This is a genomic window from Microvirga sp. M2, assembly GCF_047497095.1.
GTDB lineage: Bacteria > Pseudomonadota > Alphaproteobacteria > Rhizobiales > Beijerinckiaceae > Microvirga.
Genome location: NZ_CP134065.1, coordinates 409,565 through 434,804, shown reverse-complemented (window position 1 = coordinate 434,804; position 25,240 = coordinate 409,565). Strand labels below are relative to the sequence as shown.

Below are 25,240 nucleotides of genomic sequence, written 5' to 3'. Positions count from 1 at the left end.
CGTCACCCCAAACAAGTCAGATCGTCATCTCAACAGGAGAGTGATCATGAACGAGAAACAGGGAACGGGAGCCGGGCAAGCTGGAATCGGGCAGTCCAGGGCTCCAGACCAAGCAGGTGGCAACAGAGGCATGGCCGAAGGGAAGCCTCAAGGAAGCGGAGGCTCGCCCGAAAGCTTGGTCGATCAGGCGACGAACACCGCCGCTGATCTTGCTGGCCGTGCCTCCGATGTTGCCCGTGAGGCTTACGATCAGGGTCAGCGGTATGTCCGCCACGCAGGCGACCGCTACCCCCAAGCCCAGCGCTACTATCGACGAGCCGCACAGTCCATCGAGCACCAATTCACTGTAGCCCCGCTCATCTCGCTGCTGGCGGTTGGAGCAGTTGGCCTCGGGCTGGCCTGGATCATCGGAGGTCTGGCCAGAAGCCAGGAGCGTGCGCCATCTGGTGCCCGGAGCAGAGGAGACCACCCCGGTCAGCGCTCCGGCAAGCGTCTGATCGAGAGCGACCGGGTGGAAGGAACTGCCGTTTACGATCAGAGCGGCAAACGCATTGGCACTGTCGAGCGGGTCATGATCGATAAGCTCACTGGCCGTGTGGCCTATGCAGTGATGTCGTTCGGCGGCTTTTTTGGCGTGGGCGCGGACGAATATGCCGTCCCTTGGAGCACGCTCGATTACGATCCCCGCTTGGGAGGATACCGTACTCAGATTACCGCCGAGCAGCTTCGGCGTGCGCCGCGATTATCCCAAGATCGCGGCCAGGACTGGCCAGATCGGGAGAGCGAGCAGAACCTGCACGACTACTATCAGGTGAGCTATTACTGGCTCCTGACATGACGGTCGAGACAGCCAAGCGGCAGAGGCATGCCGTTACCGGTCCTCTCAGCGGACCGGGACCTTAACACTACTTTGGCACTTTCATCAGTGAGCCGAGGGTGAAGCGGGTTCGGTAGATCGGACATCGCAGCTGCATGGCGTGTGCCAGATGATCAAGCAGCCGGCGTCGGATGGCCGGTAAGCTGGGTTGCGGTGGTGGCCCGCTGGCTTTTCTTTTTTTCCCCCGTGGCGGCCCGCAACCGCAGATGCTGCAGGAACAGAAAGGCGATCAGCGTCAGCAGCGCGTGCCGGTGCAGCCCGCGCCACGAGCGACCCTCATAATGATCGAGCCCAAGCTCTTCCTTGAGCTGCTGGTGCGCCTGCTCGCACACCCAGCGGGCTTTGATCAGAGAGGCGAGCTGCTTCAGTGGCGTGTCCGGCGGCAGGTTGGACAGATAGTACTTGCGCTCGCCCGACGCGCGGTGCTCGCCCACCAGCCACACTTCGTCCCCCGGCAGATGCCGAGTGGCCTGCCCGCGCAGGTGCACGGCCGGTCCGTCGGCGACCCGCACGCGCGCAGCAGCGAACTTCGCCCGCAGCGGCTCTTTGGTGCCGCGCCGCCAGGTGACCCGCCGCCAGGACGCCGTCGCCAGCCTCGCCTCCGCCGTGACCGCCTCCTGGTCCGGGATCTGTCTCGTGCGGGGTCGGCCGCGCGACGGCGGCGGCGTGATCATCTGCACATCCGCCGGATACACCTTCTGAATGCGCACGGTTCCCACCGCCCAGAGCAGCCCGAGCGCCGAGAGCGCCTGACGGAAGGGCGCGCTGATGCCATAACCGGCATCGGCCAGAACGGCCCCAAAGCTCACCCCGGCCTGCAGGACCCGCCGCAGTTCCGCCAAGGCGATCTCCGGTTTCGAGCGCTCCGTCCAGAGCGCCTCAGGCACGCCGGCCTGTTGCAGGCGGTCCGGATCCTTGATCCAGGTCTCCGGCAGAAACAACCGCAGGACAATGGGGAGCGGTACCTCATCCTTGGCCAGCGTGAGCGAGACCAAGCTCTGGCAGTTGGCTTTCTTGCCCAGAGCGCCGGCATATTGCGGGCTGACCCCCACCGAATGCGTGCCCTTCTTGGGCAGCGCCGTGTCGTCGATCACCAGCACCGCCTTGGGCCCCCCCACGAGGCGATTGGCCTGGGCCAGCAGCTCGGCTTCCAGCGGCGCCTCGTCCCACGGGCCAACGGCCACAAAGTGATGCAGTTGATCGTAGTCGGCGGGGGCCACCCGCGCCGCCATCGGCTGCAGGCTTTTGCGTTCGCCCGGTCCGATCAACCCGGCCACATAAAGCGGGCACATGCGCCGGCGGGCTGGATGACCCAGCGGTTTGAGGAAGGGCTCAAGCCAGGATTGAAGTTCGTGTTCCCACGCCACTGAGGTGCTCATGACGACCTCCTGCGGATAATCCTTCAGGAAGAGACGTCAGCGAGGCCCGCCGGGTTCCTCACATCTGCCAAAGTAGTGTTAAAACATGAAGGGCGGCTCACGAGTCGATCCAGGATTGCTTCGGTGTGAACCGGCGCCGAAGGTTGCCCCCTCGCGAGGGAGGAGTAACGCCTTGGCCTGGCTCTCACGCCCCGACCCAGCGGGAGCGCAGGAAATGCGCCGCCATCTTGGGGCGACGGTCGCGGGTGAACACGCCCTTCAGATTCATCCCCCCTGCGCGGCCGACGCCCTGGGTGGTCTTGAAGTCGGCGAAGGCCCAGACGTGCATCCCGGCCATGAAGGGACGCTGCGCCGCGACGTCGAGGTAGCGGCGCAGGAACTCGACCTGATATTCCTCAGACCACATCTCGGGCGGATCGGCGTGTACGCCAGGCAGGGTGTCGGCGCCGAATTCGGTGATGATGATCGGCTTGCCATATACCTGATGCAACTCGTCAAGGTCGCGGGCCAGGACCTGCGCCGCTCTGTCGAGTTGCCCGCCGAGGGCATACCATCCGTAGTAGCGATTGATGCAGACCACGTCGAAGGGCTCATGCCATTCGCGCGGACCGCCCCCGACTCCAACAAGCGTGACGGGGCGTGTCCCGTCGAGCCGATACGCCTCCTCGTAGAGCCGGCGAAAGAACTGCGTGCCGGCCTCGATAGCTTCCTGCTTTTGCGGTTGCGACTGAGGTTCATTCCCATTAGGCGGGCGCGCCACCGGCTCGTTCGCGACGCTCCACATCAGGGTGCTCGGATGATTCTTGTCGCGCGCGATCAGCTCCCGGAGTTCCGTCAGGGCCTGCGCGAGGCGCTGCTGCGTCAGAGGCTCCGGGACGGCGAAGTTCAGGCCGACGGCGGGGATCTCGTTGATCACCAGCACGCCAAGGCGGTCGGCGAGCTGCATCACCTCTTCCGGATAGGGATAGTGCGACGTGCGATACGAGTTGGCGCCAATCCACCTCAGCAACTCGTAATCGCGGATCCACATCGGCAGGTTCAGGCCACGGCCGCTGAGCGCGAAATCCTCATGCTTGCCGAACCCGGTGAGCTTGATCGGCTGTCCGTTGAGCAGAAGCTGATCGCCGCGCACCGCAACGGTACGGATGCCGATGTCGAGGGTGTAGGTGTCGGTGACGCGCTGATTGTCTGTGAGCGTGACCGTCAGCGGGTAGAGGTGCGGATCCTGTGGGCTCCAGAACCGGGCTGCAGGCACGCGCAGGGTGGCCTCGGCGGCGCCGGAGCGAAACGCAAGATCGACCTCAATCCCGCCGAGCCGCGCTTGACCTTCGCCCGCATAATCACCCGCGGCCGCGACCGTCACGCTGACGATGCCATCGGTGTCCTCGATCGTCGTCACGGCGGTGATATCGTCGATGTGGACGTCCGGGACCGCGCAGAGCCACACCTGACGGTGCAGCCCGGTATAGGGGAAGAAGTCATAGGTCGTCCCCGGAAACCCCCCGGCGACGCCGAGCACGCCGCCGCCGCCTGGGGCTGGCCCGGGCGGCACGCGGTCAGGCCGCGGCTCGTTCTCGACCGCGATGGCGATGATGTTCGGCCGGTCCCAGGCGAGCCGTTCCGTGATCTCGGCCGCAAAGGGCAGGCTGCCGCCGAGATGCTCCATCACGAGCGTGCCATTGACCCACACCTTGGCGGCATAAGTGGCCGAGCCGATGCGGAGGTACACGCGCCGGCCACGCCAGCCCGCCGGCACCCAGACCTCAGTCCGGTACCATGCGAGCCCAAGATAAGTCCGGGCATCGTCGAACAAGTCGTTCCAGCTGCACGGCACAGGGATTACCCGTGGGGCAGGCAGGGCCCGGAACCAACCCTGCGCCTCGCCTTCGCCCTGCGGGTCCATCTGGAATTGCCACAGCCCGGAGAGGTCGATCAAGTCGCGGGCTTCGTTCCGCTGAGGATAGAGCAGGCCGTGCCCAGGGGTGGTTGAATTCTGCGGCTGAGGGAGATTGGATCGGCCTTGAGCGAGCGCAGAAGGGCTCGCCATCGACATGGTCCCGACTATGGTCGAGGCCCACAAGAGATCTCGTCGGTTCATCGAGATAGGGCAAGAACTCGTCCGCCCCGGATCGCCACTGCTCATGAATGATCCCTGGATGCCATCGTCCTGCTCAACAGGAGCACGCCTGCACAGTCAGCGTAGCCAAGACTGTCCGTTCACCGGCCTCTCCTTGATCGAAGGGAATTGATGCTGATGAACACACCGGACCAATGCCCATTGACAAGCGGTGATTGGGCCGATTGTTCCCGCGATTGCCGGGAGGCGTAGGGCAGAAGGGTTCTGTACCGGGCTTAAACGAGGAGGCGCTCATGCCGCCCGTGCGCAGCCGGAATGGTCGAGCCTGTGGACCTGGGGAGAATCAGTCGTGATCGAGCCCACGGAAGGAGAGGTGCCAGTCCGGATCCTGACCTCAGGACCGGGTTTGCAATGGGCAGCTATCCGCTAGCTTTACTTCGTCATGATCGTGACTGCCCGGCGCAGATGGATGCACGACATGGCTACTGGGAAAGCCGCGCCCAGGCGCACACTGTTTCGGCTGTCGGGAGGCCGATCATGACAGAGCCTCAAGCTTCCGGGGCGACGCCCCGCAGTTGCTGGGCCTTCCTAACGAAGCTCATCGGTCACTCGCCAACGACGGAGCGGGAGCAGGACGCACTCGATCCCACGATCTATCGGTTCATCCTGCGCCGCAGTTTGAAGGATCAGGTCATCGTGGTGGCGCTGACGCTTGCGTCCTTCCCGTTCCTGTATCTGACGCTCGAACTGCCGAAGACAATTGTCAATCACGCCATCGCGGGAGGAGCCTTTCCCCAGGTAGTGCTCGGCATCGAACTCGACCGGATCGCCTATCTCGCGACCCTGTGCCTGATCTTCCTGGCCCTCGTTGTGCTCAACGGCTGGTTCAAGTTCCACATTAATGTCATGAAGGGCCGGCTTGGCGAACGCATGCTGCGCCGCCTCCGGTACGATCTGTACCTGCGCACCCTGCGCTTTCCGCTGCCGTACTTCACTCGGATCTCCGCCGGCGAGATCATCGCGATGATCACGGCTGAACTGGAGCCCGTAGCGGGCTTCATCGGCGACTCTTTCGCACTTCCGATCTACCAGGGCGGCACCCTTCTGACCATCGGCGCCTTCATGTTCGTCCAGGACCCGCTTCTGGGGCTTGCCGCGGTTTCACTTTATCCTGCCCAGGCCTATGTTATTCCAAAGCTGCAGCGGAAGGTCCGGCAACTCGGGCGCCGCCGGGTGCGCCGCATCCGTCATCTTTCCAACCGCATCGGGGACTCGATTGCAGCCCGCGTCGAGATCCGCGCCAACGACTATGCGCCCTATCAACTGGCAGATATTTTCACCCAGCTCGGTGAGATCTACGACATCCGCTACGAGATCTATCGGAGAAAGTTCCTCATCAAGTTCCTCAACAACTTCCTCAACCAGCTGACGCCGTTCTTCTTCTATTTGATCGGGGGCTATCTCGTGATCGTCGGCCGGCTCTCCTTCGGGGCCCTCGTCGCGATTCTGGCTGCCCATAAGGACCTCGCGGCCCCGTGGAAGGAACTCCTCGACTTCTACCAAGACCAGCAGGACGTCGCGATCAAGTACCAGCAGGTTGTCGAGCAGTTTGAAGTGCCGGAGATGGTCGGCTCGAAGACCCTTCTCGAACGTCCGGCGAGCCTGCCCTCGCTTGTCGGCGATCTCGCCGTCGCCGGTGTGTCCTATCGGACCTCCGATGGAGCAACACGGCTTGAGGGCATCGATTTCGGTATTCCCCAAGGCGGCTGGGTCGCCGCCGTCGGTCCCGGTAGCGGCGGGCGGTTCGAACTCGCGACCCTGCTGGCGCGCCTGGACGCCCCAACCTCCGGGAGGATCGAACTCGGGTCTGTCGATATCAACGCGATGCCGATGAGCGTCACAGGGCGCCGCATCGGCTACAGCGGCCCAACGCCTTATCTCCTGCCCGGCCCCTTGCGGGATACCCTGCTCATGGGCCTTCGACATCCCAAGGCGGATAGCAGGCCAGGCCCCGGCCGGCAGGAGGACTGGATCGACTATGAACAGGCGGGCATCGCCGGGCCCTCCGAACTCGCGGCCCGTATGGTCGAGGTCCTGCGGCGGGTTGACTTCGATGCCGAAGTGTATGGGTTCGGGCTACTCGGCCACCTCGACCCTAGTCGCCATGCACCTGAAGCTCCCGACAAGCTGGTCATGGCGCGGGTCCGATTCAACGAAGAGCTGGTGCGCAGTGGCCTCACTCACCTGATCGATACCTGGTCCGCCGTTCGGTACAACGCCCAAGCTTCGGTTGCCGAGAACCTTCTGTTCGGCCTGCCTCTCGGATCCACCTTCGAAACGGCGAACCTGGCTCGGCAACCGTATGTCCGTGGGCTGCTTGATCAGGTGGGCCTGACCCAAGATCTCATGCTGATCGGCTGGCATGTCGCCAAGACGATGGTCGCGATGTCCGCCGAACGGCAGGTTGACCGCGAGTTGATGAAGGAGTTCGGCATTGCGAGCGCCGGCGATGTGGCGTCGCTCCGGGCTATCCTGGAGCGCGCGGATCGCGTCGAGCCGCGGGCACCGGCGTCCCATACCAGAGAACGTCTCCTGACCCTGGCGCTCCGGGTCGTCGTCGGCCATCACCGGTTCGTAACGATCGACCACAACATCCAACAACGGATCGTGCAAGCGCGCCAAAGCTTCGCGGGCAATCTGCCATTGAGCTTGCGGGATGCCGTCGCATTCTTCGACCCAGCCCAATTCAATGCTGCGGCCACTATCGAAGACAACGTTCTCTTCGGGAAGCGTGCGGCGAGCGACCCTGACTCCCATTCGAGAATTCAAGCCTTGATCAGCCAGGTTGTGGATGAGCTCGACCTGCGGTCGCTCGTGATTGAGGTCGGGCTTGATTATCCCGTCGGGGCAGGAGGCTCCCGTCTATCTCCAGGGCAACGGCAAAAGGCCTCGTTGGCACGCGCGCTGTTGAAGCGCCCGGACCTCCTCGTCCTCAACGATGCGACCTCGACTCTGGATGGCCGGTCCCGCGCGCGGGTGTTCGAGGGATTGCGGGAGGAAGTTCGCGGGCAAGCCCGCACGGTATTCTGGAGCATGCAGCTGACGGGGCTCGTCCGGCAGTTCGATCGGGTGTTGGTGATCGGGGAGGGACGGTTGATCGCACAAGGCCCTCCCGACGAGCTCATGAGACCGGGCGCCACGTTGGCTGGGTTGAAGGGAACGGAATGAATGGAAGCGCCCAAGGGGACTGGGTTCGTCGGGATGCCGACACAGCCTCACGCTTCCGGGGCAGAGCCCTGCAGACGATGGCGCCTTTAAGATGTCCGCCAGCGGCGTGTTCACCAGAATTTGGGCACAAAACAGTGCGCCCACGTCGCCAGCGCCCTTGGCCCTGCCACTTTCGGCTCTCGCATACGCCAGCCCATGCGCGGTCACCGGCAGAACGACGATGAAAAACTCGAGCCTAGAGCCGAGAAGCTCCGTCCCGGTATTCGACATTCCTTAGCCAGCATTCTCACATGCGCTCAGGCACCCCAGATTGAGATTTCCGGGCTGGCACCTTCCCGAACAGGACGTTGAGGCCCTCGGCCATGGTCGGGTGGGTGAAGATGGCATCACGCAAGACCGTATACGGGAGCCTGGCCAGCATCGCCGTCTGCACGACGGCGATGACCTCGCCCGCGCCGCTGCCCAGCATGGTGAAGCCGAGAATGCGGTCGCTGTGCACATCGATGAGGGCCTTCAGGAAGCCGCGCGTTTCGCCGAGGGTCTTGGCACGCAGGACTGAGGTCATCGGCAACGTGACCACCCGTACCTCAACGCCCTGCTGCCGCGCCTGGGTCTCGTTCAAGCCGACCCGCCCGAGTTCGGGATCGATGAACATGCAGTAGGGGACGAGCCGGCCCCGCGTCGACCGTTTGCCGCCCGGGAGGTTGTCGCGCACGATCCGGAAGTCGTCGAAGGCCGCATGCGTGAATTGCGGGCTGCCGGCGCACTCGCCCATGGCCCAAACGCCGGGCGCGGTGGTCTCGAGGCGTTCGTTGACCTTGATATAGCCGCGTGCGTCGAGTTCGACGCCCGCACGCTCAAGGCCGATCCCGTGCGTGTTCGGCGTGCGACCGGCGGCCACCAGGACATCGCTGCCCTCGATCGTCCGTTCGCCCTGTGGCGTCCCGGTCTGGAAACGTACCCGGTCGCCGGAATGGTCAGAAACGGCTTTCGTCACGGCGCCGAGGATCACCTCGATACCGTCTTCCTCAAAGATCGCCCGGACCGCCTCGGCGACATCGGAATCCTCGCGCGCCATGAGCTGCGGCCCATGCTCGACCACGGTCACCCGGCTGCCGAAGCGGCGGAAGGCCTGCGCGAATTCCGCGCCGACATAGCCGCCGCCTAGCACGATCAGGTGCTCGGGCAGGCGGCCGAGCTCGAGGATTTCGTCCGGGGTCATGGGGGATGCGTTGGCCAGGCCCGGAACGTCGGGAACGGACGCGTGCGTGCCGAGGTCGAGGAAGACCCGCTCGGCCTCGATCCGCCGTGTCCCGCCCGCTTCCAGGGACACCTCGACCGTGCGCGGCGCGACGAAGCGGCCCTCGCCGAGGATGAAGTCGAGGCCGTTGGCCGCAAACTTCTTGCGATGGGTCTCGACCAAGCCCGCGACCATCACGCGCTTGTGCTCGCGGACGCCCTCCATGTCGGTGGCCACTGGCCCGGTCCGCAGGCCGTAGGCGGAGGCGTGGTGGAGCAGGTCGGCGACCTTGGCGCTGTGGATGACGTTCTTGCTCGGCAGACAGGCGATGTTCGGGCACGATCCGCCAATCAGGCCGCGCTCGATGACGATGGTCCGGCGGCCTTGCGCCGCGAGTTCCCAGGCCATGTACTTGCCCGGCTCGCCGCCGCCGAGGATGAGGTTCTCGACTGTCTCGGTCTCAGGCATGGCCGCCTCCGCGGACATTGCAGGGGCGTCAAACTGAACCCGGTTCACGGCTTTTGGGCGGTTGCGGCCTCTGGTGAGGCTGCAATCAGATGCGTGACCCGTGGGGTCCCCTGGGTCAACCGCAGGATCTTCTCTTCGTGATTGCGGTCCGCGTTGGTCACGCGCTGGTGCTGGCGCAAGTGTTCGAGCCAGGATTCGACCAGGAAGGTCTCCACGAAGCGTCCGGGCTGGGCGGCATCTTCAAACAGCCCGCAGGCATAGGCGCCATCGCGCTTGCGCTCACGGGATAGTGTCTCCATGACCGAAAGGAATGCGTCGCGGTCTTCGGGCAGGATCCGGTATTCGATGGTAATCAGAACCGGGCCCTGATCACCTTCGATCTCATGGGCCACCACCGGCGGCGGCCAGTGCATGGAGGGCGCGAGATCGAGCCCTGCCGCCGTCAACAACCTCCAGCGCGACGACAGCAGAACCGCCAGCACGGCACCGGCCGCCGCGATGTAGAGCGTGAGAGGAAGCCCCGTATGCGCGGCGAGTTCACCCCAGATGATGCTGCCAAGCGTCATCGCACCAAAGAAGACAGTCACATAGATCGCCAGCCCGCGGGCACGCACCCAGTCCGGCAAGGCGATCTGGGCCGACACGTTGAGGGTTGCCACGACACTGATCCAGGAGAGGCCGGCGATAAGGCTCGCCGCCGCTGCCATGACGGGCTCGCGCGCCAGCCCGAACAGCAGAAGAGCGACCGCAGTACCGAGCGTTCCCGAGGCAGCGATCCGATTTGGACCAAGTCTGGCCTTCATTCCGGACAGTGCGAATGCGCCCGCGAGGGCCCCAGCTCCGATTGCACCGAGAAGAAGGCCGTAAAGCTCCGGTCCGCCGGCAATCTGGGCCCGGGCCACGAGCGGAAGCAGCGCCCAGTACGCGCTCGCGACCACGAAGAACCCTGCCGCTCGCTTCAGGGTCGCCTGTAGAGGCCGGTTGTTTCGCGAATAGCGGAAGCCTGTGCGAATGGCACTCGCGAACCGCTCCGCCGGAAGGTGGGTTGCCATTCTCGGTGGCGGGCGCCACCAAAGCAAGGCTGCGACGGTCGCCAGGTTGGCGATGGCGTTCACCCAGAACGGTGTCGCAATCCCGTTAACCGCAATATGAGCGCCACCGAGCGCCGGGCCGATGGCGCGGCTGATGTTGATGCCGACGCTGTCGGCCGCCACGGCGGCGGGTAGGTCTCCCATTGGGACGAGCTGCGGTACGACCGATTGCCATGCAGGTGCTCCTAAGGCGGAGCCTGTTCCAGCCAGGAACACAAAGAACAACAGCGACGCTGGTGTCACGAGGTCGAATGAGACGAGTGCGGCAAGGGCGGTAGCACTCGTCGTGGTCCCGATCTCGACACCAATCAAGAGCAGCCGCCGGTCGACGATGTCGGCCAAGGCACCAGCCGGGAGAGCGAAGAGAAACATCGGCAGGCTGGCGGCGACCTGGACCAGCGACACCATCAGCGGGTGCGCATCCAGGCTGGTCATGAGCCAGCCGGAAGCCGCACTGTACATCCAGTAGCCGATGTTGGCGATGAGCGTCGCAGTCCAGATTACCGCGTAGGCTCGGTGCCGGAAGGGAGCCCACGGCGAGGCGGAGGCCTCCGTAACGGGTGTTCGCTTCTTGGCAATCCCCGTGTCAGGTGACATCTCATGCGTCACGGGACAGGGCGGTGTAGACCCGCACGATGAACTGATGGAACTCCGCCATGTAGTTCCGCAGGAACTGGGTCGTGGACTCATTCGTGACCCCGCCGTCATCGGTGATGAGGCCAAGCTTGAACTGAATATAGGCCTCCGGCGCATTCATCTGCGGCGAATTGCAGAAGCTGAGGACACTCCGCAGCTGCTGCTGAGCAATGGCGGTGCCGATCGCGCCTGGTGAAGTGCCGATCACGGCCGAGGGCTTGCGGGTAAACGAGTTCTGGCCGTCGGGGCGGCTGGCCCAATCGATGGCGTTCTTCAAGCCTCCGGGGATGGAGCGGTTGTACTCAGGGGTGACGAACAGCACCGCATCGGCGGCCGCGATGGTGTCCTTGTAGGCGCGGGCTACCGGCGGATACCCGTCGTCATAATCGTAGCTGTACAGCGGCAGGTCCTTGATCGGAATCTCGCTGAACGTAAGGTGCTCCGGAGCAAGGCGCGTGAGCGCCACCGCAAGCTTGCGGTTGATCGCCTCTCTGGCAAGGCTGCCGATCAGATGGCCGACTTGGAACGTGGTCATGACGCTCTCCGCCATTTCTGCGCCAACTTGGATGCCGCGGCCGAGCAGTTCCCGCAGCCGGACGCTTATTGCAGGATGTCATAGGTTCCGTGTCGATACGCGCGGCCTGCCCTCATCACGAAGTCCACCGTCGTCGTGACCGCGATGTCGGCCAGCGGATCACCGGGCATGGCGACGATGTCCGCCTGCTTGCCCGGTGCGAGGATCCCCAGCTCGTCGCGCTGCAGAAGTTCGGCGGCAACACTGGTGGCCGCCTTGAGCGCGCGCGCCGGCGACAGCCCGGCGGCCACCATCGCCTGAAACTCGAGGATGCCATGGCTGAACGGGAACATGCCGCAGTCCGTGCCATAGGCGACCTTCACCGCGCTACGGACAATACGTTGTTGCGCCGCCTCGATTGCATCCACGTCGCGGCGGAACTTCCAGACAGCCTGTTGGGGCAGCGTCCTAGCTTGCAGCAGCTCTTTGTCCTCGCGCGTCATCTGCATGGTGGGGACGAGAAACGCCCCGGCCTGCTCCGCCATCGCGATGCCCTCGTCGTCGATCAGGTAGCAATGCTCCACACTGCGCGCCCCGGCGCGCAGGGCCTGCTTGCACCCTTCCGCGGCGCCCGTATGGACAGCCAGGGGCAGATCGAGCTGTTGGGCCGTCTGCGCGAGGCACTGCATCTCGTCCTCGAACCACGTCACCTTGGCCGGGTCATCGCCGAAACTCATGTAGCCGCCGGTGTTCATGGTCTTGATCCAGTCGCCGCCGAACGCGTGCTCCATGCGGACGAGCTCTCGGATCCTGCCCGGCGAGTCGGCGACCCTCGACAACCCGAGGCGGCAGCGGCAGGGGAACATGCCCTGTGCGTCCGCGTGCCCGCCAGTGGCGCTGATCATGTGGGGGGCCACCACCAGGCGGGGGCCGTGCGCTTTGCCCGCCTCCAGGGCGTCGCGCAGGTTGGTGGTCGGCCAATCAGGGTCCAAGGTGCCCATATCCCGCAGAGTGGTGAACCCGTAGCGCATGTATTGCTGAGCGTGATGCAGGCCGTCGAGGGCTTTGACCGCGGAGCACTGGATCGTCTGCTGCTTGAGATTGAGACCGTCGAGGCAGAGGTGAACGTGGGTGTCGATGAAGCCCGGAGCGACCGTTCTGTTGCCGAGATCGATGACTGGCGCACCCGCCGGCCGACCAACCGAGTTGGAGAGCTCGGTGATCGCGTCGTCTTGGATCAGGATCTTCGTGGGCCCACCGAGCGTGTCGTCGAGCCCGTCGAAGATCTTGCCGCAGATCAGCACCGTCGTGACCATCGATCGCCTCCGCGAGCAATGATCGCCGCCAACGCGCCATCGCTATCGCTGGTTCCGCAAGCCATATGCGGCGAAACACCCCCTAGCTGCAGGCGGCATTTCCCGCCTCCGGAACGGCTAGGAAGGCGATACTCGCAGGCGCGATTTCCACCCGCCCCGCCGGAATATGGCTGCCCTGCAGGTCCGGGAACTCGTCCTGGGCTCCAAGCCTCAGCTCCTGACCGTTCAGCCGAACACGAGCAGATTCCAGCTGTGGTGCCGTCAACGTGTAGCCGTCCGCCGCTTTCGGAATATCCAGCGCGCTCGGCTGCGTTCGGCTGTTGTTGATCGCCAGCACCAGGATGCCTCCCGGCGTGCCACGCAGGCAGTGGGCGTAGACATGAGCCCCCTCGTGGATGGGAACGCCGGCCTCGAGCACGGTGGGGCCCATGAGCCGCCGCCACAGCAGCGCGGCCCAATAGTTGGGCTTCGGCTCCAGGGTTTTGTCGTTCAGCAGGCCGTAGTCGCTCGCCACCAAGGTGTTGTGGGCCACGACCCTGACGTCCTGGTTGGCGAGACGGCCGAGCTGGTCGAGGTAGCGGAAGGTGTCGAGAAAGGTGTTGGCCCACGGGTTGCCGCCGCAGGCAGCGTCGGCGGTCTCCGTCAGCCAAAACGGCTTGCCGGGCTCGAACTCGTCTCGGACTTGGCGGTAGAAGGCGAGCGTCTGGTCGGTGCGCCCGAGCCAGTCCTCCGTAAGGGCCGCCTCGGGCGTGGTCTGCGTCCATCGCCCCGTCGAGATGCAGCGCCGTGAGACGGCGCCATAATGGTGATACGAGAACCCGTCGACGTGGGTAGGTCGGATAGCGGCCATCAGGTCGCGCGCCTTCAGCAGGACGTCGCTGCCATAGCCGGCAGCGACAGCCCAGTCACCCGTCGACTCGCCCACCGAGCCCGGACCAAGGATCAGCATGTCGGGCGCTGCCTGCCTGGCGAAGGCGTGGAAGATCTCGAAGTCGCGCCCATACGCGGCCGCGTCGTAGCCCTGGGGGACCCCACCCATGGCGGCAAGCGTCGGCTCGTTCATCCACTCCGCCGCCGCGATGCGGCCGCCGGCCGCGCAGGTGAAGGCGAGCCACCGCTTCGCCAGGTCAGCCGTCCAGACACCGGCGGCATCGCTGGTTCCCTGCCCGGTGGCGAACGACGTGACGATCTCCGCGTCCACCGCCTTGGCGAAGTCGATCACACCCTTCCACAGCTGCTGGGTCAGGACGCCCATGAAGCCAGCCGGGGGCGTCGCCGGGGCTTGCTCCGTCTCGGGGAAATAGGTGGTGTTGGCCCAGGTTCCGCTGACCCGGACATAAGCCGGCCCGAGCGCCGCGGCGAGCTTGCGCAGGCGCGGGTTGGTGAGGTCGATGGGCGGCCGGTACTCGTACAAGGCCGGGTTCATGCCGGCAGGTGTGTCGCCGCTCGATGCCGCAGGGGCCGGGGCGGGCTGGCGCAGGGCGGCTTCGAGCGCCGGGCCGTAGGGCCGCCAGTACTTGCCGCCGGTGACCTCCAGCATCTCGACGTTGTAGGACTGGTAGCACTCGTCGACCATGCCGACCTTCGGCATGTCGGCCGGCTTTAGAGGGAGGGGCTGGGCCATGGCCGGACCTCCCAACGTCATTGCCCAGGATACGATAACCACGCCGGCGGAAAGCCCATGATGCGGCCAATCCCTGCACATCGCCCGTCTCCACGGAAGGTCAGCCAAGACAACTAGCCGCACCTACGGCTGTTCCGGCACGAAGATGAGGACCATGAGGCATTCTTCGCTTTACGGAAGGGCGGTCGTCCTGGAACGGTGATTTCCGGCGCCACTCGGTTCGCCCATTCTGTAAATTTGTGCTGCGGTCTTCGAGAGGCGGCGGTGCCGCTCGTTAGGACCACTGGGCGTTCCGCACTGATTCGCAAGCCCTCTCCGGTGGCATGCTCGAGTGGCCTTAGAATTCGATTCCGGTTTCAGGGTGCCTGTAGAAATACAGCATCATCAGTACCGCCATGCTGACAGCGGCGAGCGTACCTGAGGTAAAACCCACGACCCAGCCCGACGTCAGCGCGGAGGCTTCGCAGAGGTCGTAGGCTGCGAGAGCGCCGATCAGGGTAGAGAAAATGATGCTCAGCCACACAGGCCAAGGTAGCCTCGCTGCGGGTCTAACAGGAGCTAGAGCAGGAACCAAGTCACTCAATACGTGGCGCAGGATGGTGACGAGAACGACAGCCGAAATGGCCGCCAGTATGGCAAGCAAGCGCCTGCCCTGGACAATTCCATCGAGACTGTAACCGACCACCCAGCCCGCCAATGCACCAAAGAGGCCAACCAGTAGCACGACAATCGGTTCGAGCCCCTGAACGCCAGGTTCATTTGCCATGGCGACCTCCCTGGTTCTTGGGTCGCAGCTGTCGTCGGATGGCCAGGGACAACTCCGCTTGCATCTGCATTCGAGATATTAACTCGTGCCGACGTCTTACAAAAGGGGCCCGCTCTAGCTCTTTGCCTGGAGGCACTGAACCGTGAAGATTTCCGGTCGGTCGGCGCCTGCGAGACATATAATTGCTCTAAGGAACGGCCCGTCAGCGTTTTCACGCAGCCGAGACCATAAGGAGACCTGCCATGACGGGCAAGTACGCTTCTCTGTTCGACCTTCTCGGCGCCGTGTTGCAGGACCGCATCCGGCCGTCCAGCGATCTGATGTCGATGTTCGCCACAGACGCAGAGTTTGAGTTTCCCTTCGCTCCGAACGGCACCCCGAAGCGGGTGAAGGGGAGGGATGCGATCGGGGCCCATTTCGCCAGGCTAGCGCCCATTCTCCAGTTCGGCCCTATCACCCTGCACGCCGTCTACGAGAGCGGACCAACAGTGTTGCTCGAGTGCTCGTGCGAGGGGCAGGGCGTCCGCACGGGTATACCCTACAATCAAACCTACCTCTGTGTTGTGACGACCGAAGCGGGTCAGATCATTCGGTACAAGGATTACTGGAACCCGCTGGTACTGATCGCGGCTTTGGGCGGGCAAGAGGCGTTGGAGGCGGCGTATTCTGGCTGACGCAATAGACGGCGCCAACGTGCATATCAGCCATACAGCTGGAGATCCCATGCCAGATCTATCGAGCCCCTGTGCTGATGGCCCACCGACGCGATGGCGCCGTTACGGAATGCTTTGTCTCTGCTGATGGTAACCTGCCGTGGTGAGGAGGACTTGGCGTGTGACATCGAGCGGCCCGGACTCCCGTTCGAGGGTCCAGGCCGAGCTTACGGCTCTGAGAAGAGCTCAAACGTCGACGATGGCAGTGCCCAACTTAGCGATACGTGTTCGGGTTCGTGACCTGGGATCCGCTCGCATTCGGCACTGGCCGCCTCCGGACGGAACCCGTCGCAGGAAGCGCCTGCGGGTGCCGACGGTAATACTGTGCAGAAGAACGATAGGTGTTCGGGTTCGTGACTTGGGATCCACTTGCGTTCGGCACCGGAGCCCTCCGCACGGAACCTGTCGCAGGAAGCGCCTGCGGATGTTGACGGTAATACTGCGCCGAAGAACGATAAGTGTTCGGGTTCGTGACCTGCGAGCCGCTTGCATTCGGCACCGGAGGCAAACGGGTCTGTGCAATCGCCCCGGCGATGCCGAAGGTAAAGGCCGCAAGGGTCGTGGCACTCAGAAGAAGACGAGCCATCAGATCTCTCCTATCATGGCTGCATTCACCCATATCCTGAGCCTCAGATCTGTTACGAGAGACCTGAGGATTACCGCAAACCCTGGTATGCAGATCAGTCAAACGAATCCGGCAAACTGCGGTTCCGATCGCCGGCCATTCTGAAATAGCGGCCTGTCCCATGATGTACGGATGCCCCCGGGGCTTCAGGTGAGCACCGGCAAATAATCCTTCAGCCGGAATGAACTCACTCACTTGCCCTGAAGGATGGCCCTTTGCGACCGAGGCGCATCGGGAGAGCAATGGCCGTCAATCCCGCAAGGGTCGCATGCGACCGGGCTACGATGGCTCCACGTTCGGCCCATGAACGTAGCTCAGCTTTGCCAGGCTTTCTCGTTTTTCTTCTCGTAGTCGCTGAAGGCCTTCTTGAGCCCGCCGAGCACCTCCGCCGCCGTCTCGAACATCGCCTTGAGCTGCGGCTCGTCGACCTTGCCGATGTCCTCGCGCAAGTGATCGATGGTCTCCTGCAGGCGGGTCTGCATCTTCTGGGTGTGGTGCCGCGGATCGCGGTCGGCTGTGCTGGCCATGTGAATCTCCCGAGCTGTAAGGGATCGCAATCTGCCCGCTGTCTGGCCGGTGGAACTCTTCCATAGGCAGGTTGCCAGACCAACTATCAGCCAATATCTCGGTTCCCAATAACAGCCCAGTCGTGTCCGGATGGTGCCGCAGACTCTTGGCATCGGTGTGCATCGGTGTTCGTCTGAGCGGCAGGAGGTGACCGGATTCCCCAAGGATCGATGTTTTTGCCGTTGGATGCCGGAGCGATTTCGCGCGAACGCCTCCCGGGTCTACGAGAATCCGGCTGAACTGCTGAACCATATTGGAGAGGTGGGCGGAAGGCCGTGATTCGCCTCTCCCGGACCTCACTCGTCAGGGTCATCCCGTCGCGCCTCGCCAAAAATGTCCCACACCGCGATGAACATGGCCGCGATCACGGGGCCAAGGACGAAGCCGTTGAACCCAAACGATGCCAGGCCGCCCAAAGTCGAGATCAGCACGACGTAGTCGGGCATCTTGGTGTCCTTGCCGATGAGGATCGGACGCAGGATGTTGTCAACGAGACCGATCACGAGCACGCCGTAGGCAATCAGGATGAGTCCCTGCGCCACGGCCCCGGTTGCCAGAAAGTAGATTCCGACCGGAGCCCAAACAAGGCCGGCGCCGAACGCGGGCAACAGGGATAGGAAGGCCATCAGAACCGCCCACAGCAGTGAGGCAGGAATGCCCAGCAGCCAGAAGATCAGCCCTCCGAGGGCGCCCTGCACGAGCGCGACGAGAATATCGCCCTTGACCGTGGCGCGGATGACGACGGTGAACTTGCGGAAAAGCGTGCGTCTCTGCTCAGGGCGCAGCGGCACGGCTTCGATGATGCGCCTCGACAACTCGTCCCCGTCCCGCAGAAGGAAGAACAGCAGATAGAGCATCACGCCCAGGCCGACGATGAAATTGAGGGTGCTCTGGCCGATGTCGACGGCCTGAGCCGCGAGGAGCTGAAGGCCTCTGGCGAGACCGGTGGACAATCTGCTCTCGGCGTCACCTAATTCCGGTTGCCCGAAGCGGTGCAACAGGTTGTTTGCCCACCCGGGCAGGGCGCTCTGGGCCTGCCTCAGAGTCTGGCCAATGTCGAGCTCTCCCGACTGGACCCTCGCGTACACGCTGGATGCCTCCTGGAGGAGCGAAAGAATAATCAGCGTCAGCGGCAAGATCACCAACATCAGGATGACCAGGACTGTCGTGAGAGCCGCGAGATTGCGTTTCTGCCGGAGCGCGCGTGACAGGCGGCGGTAGATCGGCATAAACACGATCGCCGCGACAAGCCCCCAGAGAACCGCGCCGTAGTACGGCCAAAGGACACAGGCGAAGGCGATCGATACGATAACGAGAAGCAGCAGGAAGGCTTGGTCTTCCAGCGAGCGCATGCCCATTCCCCATGAAGCAAGGCCTTTATGACACCTCGACTGCAAACGCGGAACGATTTTCGAACCTAAATTCAGGGCTCTCACGTTGTGGCGTTCTCATGAGTGTCAACTGACGTACTGTCAATTGGGAGCACCGCAACAAGGCCTTCCTACAGGGGCATGTGGCGCCTGTTTGGGATGTGCGCCAAATCGTCATCCGAACCGACAGCTCGCAAAGCGGTTGGATCACTGTGGCGGCGGCGCAAGGAGAATTCACGATGTCCAACGCTGCGGCGGATGGCGAACATGCCATGCCGAAGGTCGGCGACCCGGCCCCTGAGTTCACGCTGCATTCGACGCCGGACCAGTGGGTGACGCTCTCCGAACTGAGCGGCCACCCGGTGATCCTCGCGTTCTACCCCGCCGACTGGAGCCCGGTCTGCGGCGATGAACTGGCCCTCTTCAACGAAGTCCTGCCGGAGTTCAGGCGCTACGACGCCGAGTTGATGGGCATCTCCGTTGACGGGGTTTGGTGCCATGCTGCGTTCGCACGCGAGCGCAAGCTTCATTTTCCGCTTCTCGCCGACTTCGAGCCCAAGGGAGCCGTGTCCCGCCGCTATGGGGCTTACCGGTTTCACGAGGGGACCTCCGAGCGCGCCCTCTTCGTGATCGACCGTGCCGGTCGCATTGCTTGGCACTATCTGTCGCCGGTCGGAATCAATCCAGGTGCCGACGGGGTCCTGACGGCCCTCGAGCACTTGAGCAAGCCCGGGAGGGACTGACATGGCCCATCTGACACCTCCTGTCGGCCCACAGGACAAGACACAGGGGCCTGAAACGGCGCCGGTCACGCTGGTCGAGTACGGCGACTACGAATGCCCGGCCTGTGGCATGGCCTATGGCATCCTCAAGCGGGTGCAGAACGAAATGGGCGATGACCTGCGCTTCGTGTTCCGCAACTTTCCTTTAACCGAGGTTCATCCGCACGCGGAACACGCGGCCGCGATCGCCGAGGAAGCCGCGGTTGCCGGGCGTTTCTGGCCGATGCACGACTTGCTGTTCGAGAACCAGGGTGCCCTCGATGATCCGAGCCTGGTCGCCTATGGCGAGCAATTGGGCCTCGGGGAGCGCGACTTGTTGGCTGCCCTAGGAGGCAGCCACGCTCAGCGCATTCGCGAGGATTTCCTCAGCGGCGTCCGGAGCGGTGTCAACGGGACCCCGACGTTGTTCGTCAACGGACAGCGCTATGACGGTCCCGTGGATCCGGAGAGCCTGCTGGTCGTCCTGCGGCAGCAAGCTCTATCGAACGATCGCTAGGCGCTTTCGGCGTCGACCGAGTACCTCACTGCTCCTTGGCGGAAGGGGGACGGGGCGAGCGATCGGCTGCTTTCGGATCGGGATACTCGGCCGGCACGTTCGGCTGCTCGGGGCCGGATCGCTTGCCACTCGTGTTCATGGTGATCTCCTCATCGGCTGTGGAAGGCTCGATCCGAAAGCCCGTCAGTCGGCAGCGCTTCGGTCCGGGTTTGCCGCAGAGGCTCGGGGTGTGCGCACGGTCACCGCCGCGGAATGGAAATCAGGATGAAGCTCGAAGTCGCCTCTCACGGTCTCGGAGGGCGGCCTGTTTCCGGGCCACGCCACATGGCGGCCTTCGACTGTGATCACGCCCTCTCGACGGAGCCGCGTAAAAATACGGCTGACCGTCTCGCTTGAGAGGCCAAGATAGTCTGCGATGTCATCTCGGGACATTTGCAGTTCGATACCTGAATCCCGCCCGCATCGAGCGGCTAGGTCGATGAGGAACGACATCAGGCGGACCGCCCCGTCGGCATGCGCCAGCGATGTGAGCCGAAGGGACGCTTCTTCCTGCCGGGAAAGAAGCCAGGTCCACAGCCCGGCCGCCGCGGCCGGCTCGCTGTCCATCAGACCGACGAGGCGACGGCGGTCACAACGGACTAATCGGCACGGCGACAATGCTTCGGCAGACCATTGGTGCCGGACGCCCGCCTCGAGTCCGAACACGTCATTACGAAGGTGGAAGGCTTGAATGCCTCGGCGGCCGTAGTGATCACACCGGAAGGTGCACGCACACCCAGCCTCCACCTGGAAGAAGAAATCTGCGGCGTCCCCCTCGACGTAGATCAGCTGGTGAACGGCCAGATCAACTAGCCGCCCATCAATCTTAACCGGGCCAAGATCGACATGATGTAGCGCCTCTTCGAAGTGGCGGTCGAGTTCATCAATGCGGTCCCCTGCTGTGGACATTGGAGAGCTCCAAGCCATGGGTCCAAAACCTTTGACTCCAACGCTTTGGTACGGTCAATCGTCCTTTTTGTTGCACCCGCGTGGCCAGCCGCACGACGCGACGGCCGGTTGGGCGGAAGCTGACGTTTGTCAGGGAGCAAGCCATGCGCTCGGTCTATGATGGCGCGGTCCCTCGGCGCTTGCTTCTCGTCTGCGCGGTGCGGGCACAGCGAACAAGGATCAGTCCAATGAAAAGCGACAACGACATTCGGCGCGACGTCGAAAACGAACTGCGTTGGGATCCAGACATTGACGCCACCGACATCACGGTTTCCGTCAAGGATGGGGTCGTCGCCTTGAATGGCTATGTGCCGAGTTACAGCCAGAAATATGAGGCTGAACGCGACAGCGAGCGCGTCCAAGGCGTCAAGGGCCTAGCTAACGATATCGAAGTACGTCTGCGGTCGGTCGATCAGCGGCCTGATCCGGACATCGCGCGCGACGCAGTCAGCGCAATCGAGACCCAGCTGCCATTCTGGAAAGATCACATCAAGGTCACGGTGAGAGACGGATGGATCACCCTGACCGGTGAGGCCGAGTGGCACTTCCAGCATGAACGTGCCGAAACGGCGGTCCGGCACATCCGAGGAGCCAAGGGCGTTCTCAACCAAATCACGATGAAGCCGCGCGTCTCAGCCATGGATGTGAAAACAGGGATCGAGGAGGCGCTGAAGCGCAGCGCGACAGTCGATGCCTCCCACGTCACCGTTGAAGCGAATGGCGGCACGGTGACGCTTCGCGGCCAGGTTCGCTCGTGGGCGGAGCGCCAGGAAGCCGAGCGAGCGGCTTGGCGGGCGCCCGGCGTCACGATGGTGAATGACCAGGTAAGCGTCGGCACCTGACTATTTACAGATTGTCGCGGCCGACCCGTCTCGTCGCGACAATCCTGGAAAATTGATTAGAACTCCGCCCTCAATCGAGTCGAGCCAGAAAGTCCTCTAGAGGGTCAGGATCATTAATGCGTTTGTCCATCAAGGCCTTGGAGGGATGCGTCAAGCCCGACTGAGGTACGCGGGGCAGATTGGGGGGCAGGGATTCCTCCGGGGCGGCATTCATGATTCAATCCAGGCATGAGCGCGCCCGGTGGTTCGGCCAAGCCCCTGTCCCAGAAGGCCTTGCGCCTGCTCGTCACGGATATGGCCGGCAAGATCGATCGACTGGAGCAGGTGGTCGAGCAACTGCACCTCGACAACAGCAACCTGCGCCTTGAGAACCAAGCCCTGAAGGACGAGATCGCCCGGCTCAAGAACCTGCCGCCGCGCTGTTTCTCGCTTCCGACGACAGCAGCTTCGTCAACGGCAGCGAACTCTTCGCCGATGGTGGGCAAGCGCAGATTTAGACCGAACGCCGTGACCATCGGCGAACGTCCAATCGGGTCGCCGAGAAACCGACAATCCACTGCCCAAAGGACACGAAATGAGTGACAACGAGACGATCATCCGTGAACTCTACGCCGTCGCGGAAGGAGACCGATTTAACATGGAGACGTTCGTTTCCACCTTCTCCGACGATGGATACACGACCGACATTCCCGCCGGGGTAACGCTCCGCGGCAAGGCCATGGGCGACTACATCGGCGCGCTTACTGCCGCTTTCCCGGACATCCACCGCGAGTTGTTCAGGATCTACGTCGCAGGAAACGTCGTCGTTGTCGAGCTTGCCATTCGGGGGACGCACAAGGGCGAGTTGCGCCTTCCTTCGGGAACCTTGGCTCCGACAGGTCGGACAATCGACGTGCCGTGCTGCGATGTCTTCCATTTGGAGAACGGCAAGGTCACCTCGTTCCACTGCTACAACGCCGCTTCTGTGATGCAGCAGCAGCTTGGCCTTAGCCGCCGGGGGCCTTCGGCGCTCTGAGCCTCTTTGCTGGTCGGCGCCGGCCTTTGGGGATGCCGACTGATCGAAGCAAACAACGGAAAGGAGGGCCATCCAGCCCTCCCTTCATCAATCACCGCCCGACGTACAGCGGCTTCGAAAGAATGGCTGCTTTCTCAGGCTGTCGTTCTTGACCTCTCTCGGGGACTGGCTCGGACGGAACACCGAACTGGCTGATGCGCGGCGCCACCTTCTACCAGCGGCATCTCTTGCTCGACAAGCATGCCGACGAGCAGATCAAGCTGGTCGATGAGATTGCCGAGCGGATCCAGACGTTCGGCAGCACAGCGCTATGACGGCTCCGTGGATCCGGAGAACCTGCTGGTCGTCCTGCGGCAGCAGGCTTCGTTCAATCGTTAGGCTGCTGACTGTCCCGGTCGACAGAACACCTCAATGCTCCTTGGCGGAAGGGGGACGCCGTGGCAGATCCCGCTTGGCGGGATCCTCGAACGCATCTTCACCGGGTCCGAGCCCCGACCCCGCCGTTTCCCGACCGTCCGAACCACCGAGATCGAATCCCGGGCGATCTTCGGAACCAGGGCGCGGCGGGCGATCGGCCGCTTTCGGATCGGGATATTCGGCCGGCACGTTCGGCTGCTCCGGACCCGGTCGCTTGCCAGTCTTGCTCATGGCGATCTCCTCATCGGCTGCGGGTTGGCCTCATCCCAATCCGGGATCGATGTCATCGCCCTCAGTGGGCAGCGGTCCCGCGCCTTCCGCTGGGGTCGAGATCTCGCGGATCGCTTCGGGCGAGACGGCCGGATTGCCATCACGGCGATGCGAACTGGTTTCGTGCCACGGCGGCGTCAGGCCCGGTTCGATCCTGGCGAACCGGGCATGTTCGGCCTCGACGTCACGGAACGGGTCCGCGCTTCCCGGCTCAGCGGGACTGGCGGCCGGTGCCGCTTCACCCGGTGCGCTCTGCTGCGGTGCGTCCGGCGGCTGAGGTGGCTCGGAGTGGTTGCCATAACCTGCATAGCCCATGGCGGGCTCCTTTGCGGAACTAACGGTCAGCTTTCCGCCTCGATCAGGACCTCCCGCGCGCCGGCCGCTTTGAAGCCGGCCTGGGCGAGGTCCCGTTGGTCCGCGGTTCGGGGTTGGATCCACAGCACCAGCCCGCCGTGTTCGCGCACCATCCGGCATGATCCCGCCTCCGACTGGCAGAGCGATTACGGGCGAAGATTTCGGCATTCCCATGGTCAATGGGAAGAGGGGGCTCGGATTTTTTCGAGGGCCGGGTGGAACACCCCCGTCCGGGCGCGGCTTGATTCGCTGGCCATTCAAACACGGAGTTCGACCATGGCGGAACTCATGGTGATCGGTTTCGACACGCAGCAAGAAGCGGATCGTGTCCTGACCGAACTGAGGCGTCTGCAGCAAGAGTACCTGATCGATCTCGAGGACGCGGTTGTCGCTATCCGCCAGCCGGATGGCAAGGTTCAGCTCAAGCAGAGCATCAATCTTGTAGGCGCTGGAGCCGCATCGGGCGCTTTGTCTGGCGGGTTCTGGGGAACGCTGCTGGGACTGCTGTTTCTCAACCCGCTGGCGGGCTTCGCGATTGGCGGCTTGGCGGGAGCCGGAGCCGGGGCGCTGTCGGGCTCTGCAATCGACTACGGCATCAACGATGACTTCATTAGATCATTGGCCGGGACGCTCAAACCGGACAGCTCGGCTCTCTTTGTCCTCGTCCGGAAGGCCCAGCCCGAGAAGGCTTTGGCTGAGCTGTCACGGTTCAAGGGCCACGTGCTGCGCACGTCGCTCTCACCCGAGCAGGAGGCCCGGCTGCAGGCTGCCCTCTCGGGAACAGCCAGTCAATCCGCAGCGGCCAGCCCAACGTAAGCCAACAAGCAAAGATGCCATCGGTCCGGCCCTACTCTCAGGCGTAGCGATGGTGTCGCGGGACCTTGCATTTCATCGGTTGGCCCAGGACCTGGGAGTAGCCCATCCCCGTCCGGGTCCATCAACACGGATGATCCCTGCGCCGAAAGGACAATGACAATGGCGAGCTTGCGGAAAACCGGAACCGAGTCAGCGCCCCAGAGCAGCCAGCCCTGGCTGCATCAGGAGGGCCGGGAGATCCAAGGGTTCGGCACCGTGCGGCAATTCCCGCTCGGACTTTCCTATGATGCCCGGCTGTATTCGTGCCAGCGGCTGAACCAGATCCTCGCCGACACGCAGATCCTGTACGCCTTGTACAAGAAGCATCACTGGCTCATGCGCGGCGCCACGTTCTACCAGTTGCATCTCTTGCTCGACAAACATGCCGGCGAGCAGGTCAAGCTCATCGACGAGGTTGCCGAGCGGATCCAGACCCTCGGCGGCATTGCCGTGGGCGACCCACGGCACGTGGCGGAGATCACTCGAATCCCACGCGCGCCCAATGGCTGCGAGGAAGTTCCCGCCATGCTGTCGCGGCTGCTGGAGGCGCATGAGATGATCCTCATCGATGCTCACGATGCCGCGGCGCGCACGGCGGAGCAGGGGGATGACGGCACCAACGACCTGATCGTCTCGGAGGTGATCCGCACCAACGAACTCGAGGCCTGGTTTCTGGTCGAGCATCTGGTCGACACGCCGCTGGTGCGCGCGTGATCCAACCCAATTCCGGC

The 25,240-nt window shown here is 63.6% G+C and carries 24 protein-coding genes and 2 pseudogenes; 11 read left to right on the top strand and 15 right to left on the bottom strand.

The window, feature by feature from the left end; genetic code table 11:
- The first annotated feature begins 46 nt into the window (after window positions 1–46).
- Complete coding sequence (locus RE429_RS30665; RefSeq protein ID WP_414476073.1) at window positions 47–838, top strand: PRC-barrel domain-containing protein; 792 nt, start codon at window positions 47–49, stop codon at window positions 836–838.
- A 152-nt stretch (window positions 839–990) separates the two neighbouring features.
- Here the strand turns inward: RE429_RS30665 and RE429_RS30660 are convergent, their stop codons facing one another.
- Window positions 991–2,256: an IS701 family transposase gene (locus RE429_RS30660; protein WP_414476072.1), complete on the bottom strand. Its 1,266-nt coding sequence runs from the start codon at window positions 2,254–2,256 to the stop codon at window positions 991–993.
- Between the two features lie 184 nt (window positions 2,257–2,440).
- Window positions 2,441–4,192, bottom strand: a complete 1,752-nt coding sequence (uidA, locus tag RE429_RS30655; RefSeq protein WP_414476071.1) for a beta-glucuronidase — start codon at window positions 4,190–4,192, stop codon at window positions 2,441–2,443.
- A gap of 678 nt (window positions 4,193–4,870) precedes the next feature.
- On the opposite strand from uidA, the gene RE429_RS30650 reads away from it, so the two are divergent.
- Window positions 4,871–7,561 carry an ABC transporter transmembrane domain-containing protein gene (locus tag RE429_RS30650; protein WP_414476070.1) on the top strand — a complete coding sequence of 897 codons (2,691 nt, stop codon included), beginning with the start codon at window positions 4,871–4,873 and terminating at the stop codon, window positions 7,559–7,561.
- A gap of 286 nt (window positions 7,562–7,847) precedes the next feature.
- Here RE429_RS30650 and RE429_RS30645 read toward each other — a convergent pair whose 3' ends face one another.
- From RE429_RS30645 to RE429_RS30620, 6 genes are all read right to left on the bottom strand, one after another.
- The gene (locus RE429_RS30645) at window positions 7,848–9,269 is read right to left on the bottom strand and encodes a mercuric reductase (RefSeq protein ID WP_414476069.1); all 1,422 of its coding nucleotides are present in this window, start codon (window positions 9,267–9,269) and stop codon (window positions 7,848–7,850) included.
- Between the two features lie 44 nt (window positions 9,270–9,313).
- Entirely contained in the window at window positions 9,314–10,957 is a 1,644-nt protein-coding gene (locus RE429_RS30640; protein WP_414476068.1) for an MFS transporter, read from the bottom strand.
- A gap of 1 nt (window position 10,958) precedes the next feature.
- Window positions 10,959–11,531 carry an NADPH-dependent FMN reductase gene (locus RE429_RS30635; RefSeq protein ID WP_414476067.1) on the bottom strand — a complete coding sequence of 191 codons (573 nt, stop codon included), beginning with the start codon at window positions 11,529–11,531 and terminating at the stop codon, window positions 10,959–10,961.
- Window positions 11,532–11,596: 65 nt separating this feature from the next.
- A complete protein-coding gene (locus tag RE429_RS30630; protein ID WP_414476066.1) occupies window positions 11,597–12,826 on the bottom strand; it encodes an amidohydrolase family protein in 1,230 nt (409 codons plus the stop codon).
- An 82-nt stretch (window positions 12,827–12,908) separates the two neighbouring features.
- Entirely contained in the window at window positions 12,909–14,450 is a 1,542-nt protein-coding gene (locus tag RE429_RS30625; protein WP_414476065.1) for a hypothetical protein, read from the bottom strand.
- 337 nt (window positions 14,451–14,787) lie between these two features.
- Window positions 14,788–15,216 carry a hypothetical protein gene (locus tag RE429_RS30620; protein ID WP_414476064.1) on the bottom strand — a complete coding sequence of 143 codons (429 nt, stop codon included), beginning with the start codon at window positions 15,214–15,216 and terminating at the stop codon, window positions 14,788–14,790.
- A 242-nt stretch (window positions 15,217–15,458) separates the two neighbouring features.
- Here RE429_RS30620 and RE429_RS30615 point away from each other — a divergent pair, with 242 nt between their 5' ends.
- Window positions 15,459–15,890 carry a nuclear transport factor 2 family protein gene (locus tag RE429_RS30615; RefSeq protein ID WP_414476063.1) on the top strand — a complete coding sequence of 144 codons (432 nt, stop codon included), beginning with the start codon at window positions 15,459–15,461 and terminating at the stop codon, window positions 15,888–15,890.
- A 253-nt stretch (window positions 15,891–16,143) separates the two neighbouring features.
- Here the strand turns inward: RE429_RS30615 and RE429_RS30610 are convergent, their stop codons facing one another.
- The 3 genes from RE429_RS30610 to RE429_RS30600 form a co-directional block, all read right to left on the bottom strand.
- Window positions 16,144–16,515 (bottom strand): hypothetical protein, encoded by a 372-nt coding sequence (locus tag RE429_RS30610; protein WP_414476062.1) that lies wholly within the window; start codon window positions 16,513–16,515, stop codon window positions 16,144–16,146.
- A gap of 353 nt (window positions 16,516–16,868) precedes the next feature.
- Window positions 16,869–17,081, bottom strand: coding sequence for a hypothetical protein (locus RE429_RS30605; RefSeq protein WP_414476061.1), 213 nt, complete (start codon window positions 17,079–17,081; stop codon window positions 16,869–16,871).
- A gap of 336 nt (window positions 17,082–17,417) precedes the next feature.
- Complete coding sequence (locus tag RE429_RS30600) at window positions 17,418–18,473, bottom strand: AI-2E family transporter (RefSeq protein WP_414476060.1); 1,056 nt, start codon at window positions 18,471–18,473, stop codon at window positions 17,418–17,420.
- A gap of 257 nt (window positions 18,474–18,730) precedes the next feature.
- Between RE429_RS30600 and RE429_RS30595 the strand changes: the two genes are divergently transcribed.
- Entirely contained in the window at window positions 18,731–19,234 is a 504-nt protein-coding gene (locus RE429_RS30595) for a redoxin domain-containing protein (RefSeq protein WP_414476059.1), read from the top strand.
- 1 nt (window position 19,235) lies between these two features.
- Window positions 19,236–19,769, top strand: a complete 534-nt coding sequence (locus RE429_RS30590; protein ID WP_414476057.1) for a DsbA family protein — start codon at window positions 19,236–19,238, stop codon at window positions 19,767–19,769.
- Window positions 19,770–19,952: 183 nt separating this feature from the next.
- On the opposite strand, the gene RE429_RS30585 is transcribed toward RE429_RS30590, so the two are convergent.
- On the bottom strand, window positions 19,953–20,717 hold the full coding sequence (locus RE429_RS30585; RefSeq protein WP_414476056.1) for a Crp/Fnr family transcriptional regulator: 765 nt from the start codon (window positions 20,715–20,717) through the stop codon (window positions 19,953–19,955).
- 227 nt (window positions 20,718–20,944) lie between these two features.
- Between RE429_RS30585 and RE429_RS30580 the strand changes: the two genes are divergently transcribed.
- The 4 genes and pseudogenes from RE429_RS30580 to RE429_RS30565 form a co-directional block, all read left to right on the top strand.
- Window positions 20,945–21,598 carry a BON domain-containing protein gene (locus tag RE429_RS30580; protein WP_414476055.1) on the top strand — a complete coding sequence of 218 codons (654 nt, stop codon included), beginning with the start codon at window positions 20,945–20,947 and terminating at the stop codon, window positions 21,596–21,598.
- A 377-nt stretch (window positions 21,599–21,975) separates the two neighbouring features.
- A pseudogene (locus RE429_RS30575) lies at window positions 21,976–22,095 on the top strand (oxidoreductase); the annotation flags it as partial.
- Window positions 22,096–22,172: 77 nt separating this feature from the next.
- Window positions 22,173–22,613: a nuclear transport factor 2 family protein gene (locus tag RE429_RS30570; protein WP_414476054.1), complete on the top strand. Its 441-nt coding sequence runs from the start codon at window positions 22,173–22,175 to the stop codon at window positions 22,611–22,613.
- A gap of 185 nt (window positions 22,614–22,798) precedes the next feature.
- Window positions 22,799–22,924: pseudogene (locus RE429_RS30565) on the top strand (ferritin-like domain-containing protein); the annotation flags it as partial.
- Window positions 22,925–23,021: 97 nt separating this feature from the next.
- Here the strand turns inward: RE429_RS30565 and RE429_RS30560 are convergent.
- Genes RE429_RS30560 through RE429_RS30550 form a run of 3 tightly spaced genes read right to left on the bottom strand, consistent with a single transcriptional unit; the run spans window position 23,022 to window position 23,767 of the window.
- Window positions 23,022–23,261, bottom strand: a complete 240-nt coding sequence (locus RE429_RS30560; protein ID WP_414476053.1) for a hypothetical protein — start codon at window positions 23,259–23,261, stop codon at window positions 23,022–23,024.
- A 30-nt stretch (window positions 23,262–23,291) separates the two neighbouring features.
- Window positions 23,292–23,615 (bottom strand): hypothetical protein, encoded by a 324-nt coding sequence (locus tag RE429_RS30555; RefSeq protein WP_414476052.1) that lies wholly within the window; start codon window positions 23,613–23,615, stop codon window positions 23,292–23,294.
- Window positions 23,616–23,641: 26 nt separating this feature from the next.
- Window positions 23,642–23,767, bottom strand: coding sequence for a hypothetical protein (locus RE429_RS30550; RefSeq protein WP_414476051.1), 126 nt, complete (start codon window positions 23,765–23,767; stop codon window positions 23,642–23,644).
- A gap of 163 nt (window positions 23,768–23,930) precedes the next feature.
- Here RE429_RS30550 and RE429_RS30545 point away from each other — a divergent pair, with 163 nt between their 5' ends.
- Complete coding sequence (locus tag RE429_RS30545; RefSeq protein WP_414476050.1) at window positions 23,931–24,470, top strand: DUF1269 domain-containing protein; 540 nt, start codon at window positions 23,931–23,933, stop codon at window positions 24,468–24,470.
- Window positions 24,471–24,623: 153 nt separating this feature from the next.
- Window positions 24,624–25,223: a Dps family protein gene (locus RE429_RS30540; RefSeq protein ID WP_414476049.1), complete on the top strand. Its 600-nt coding sequence runs from the start codon at window positions 24,624–24,626 to the stop codon at window positions 25,221–25,223.
- Window positions 25,224–25,240 lie beyond the last annotated feature (17 nt).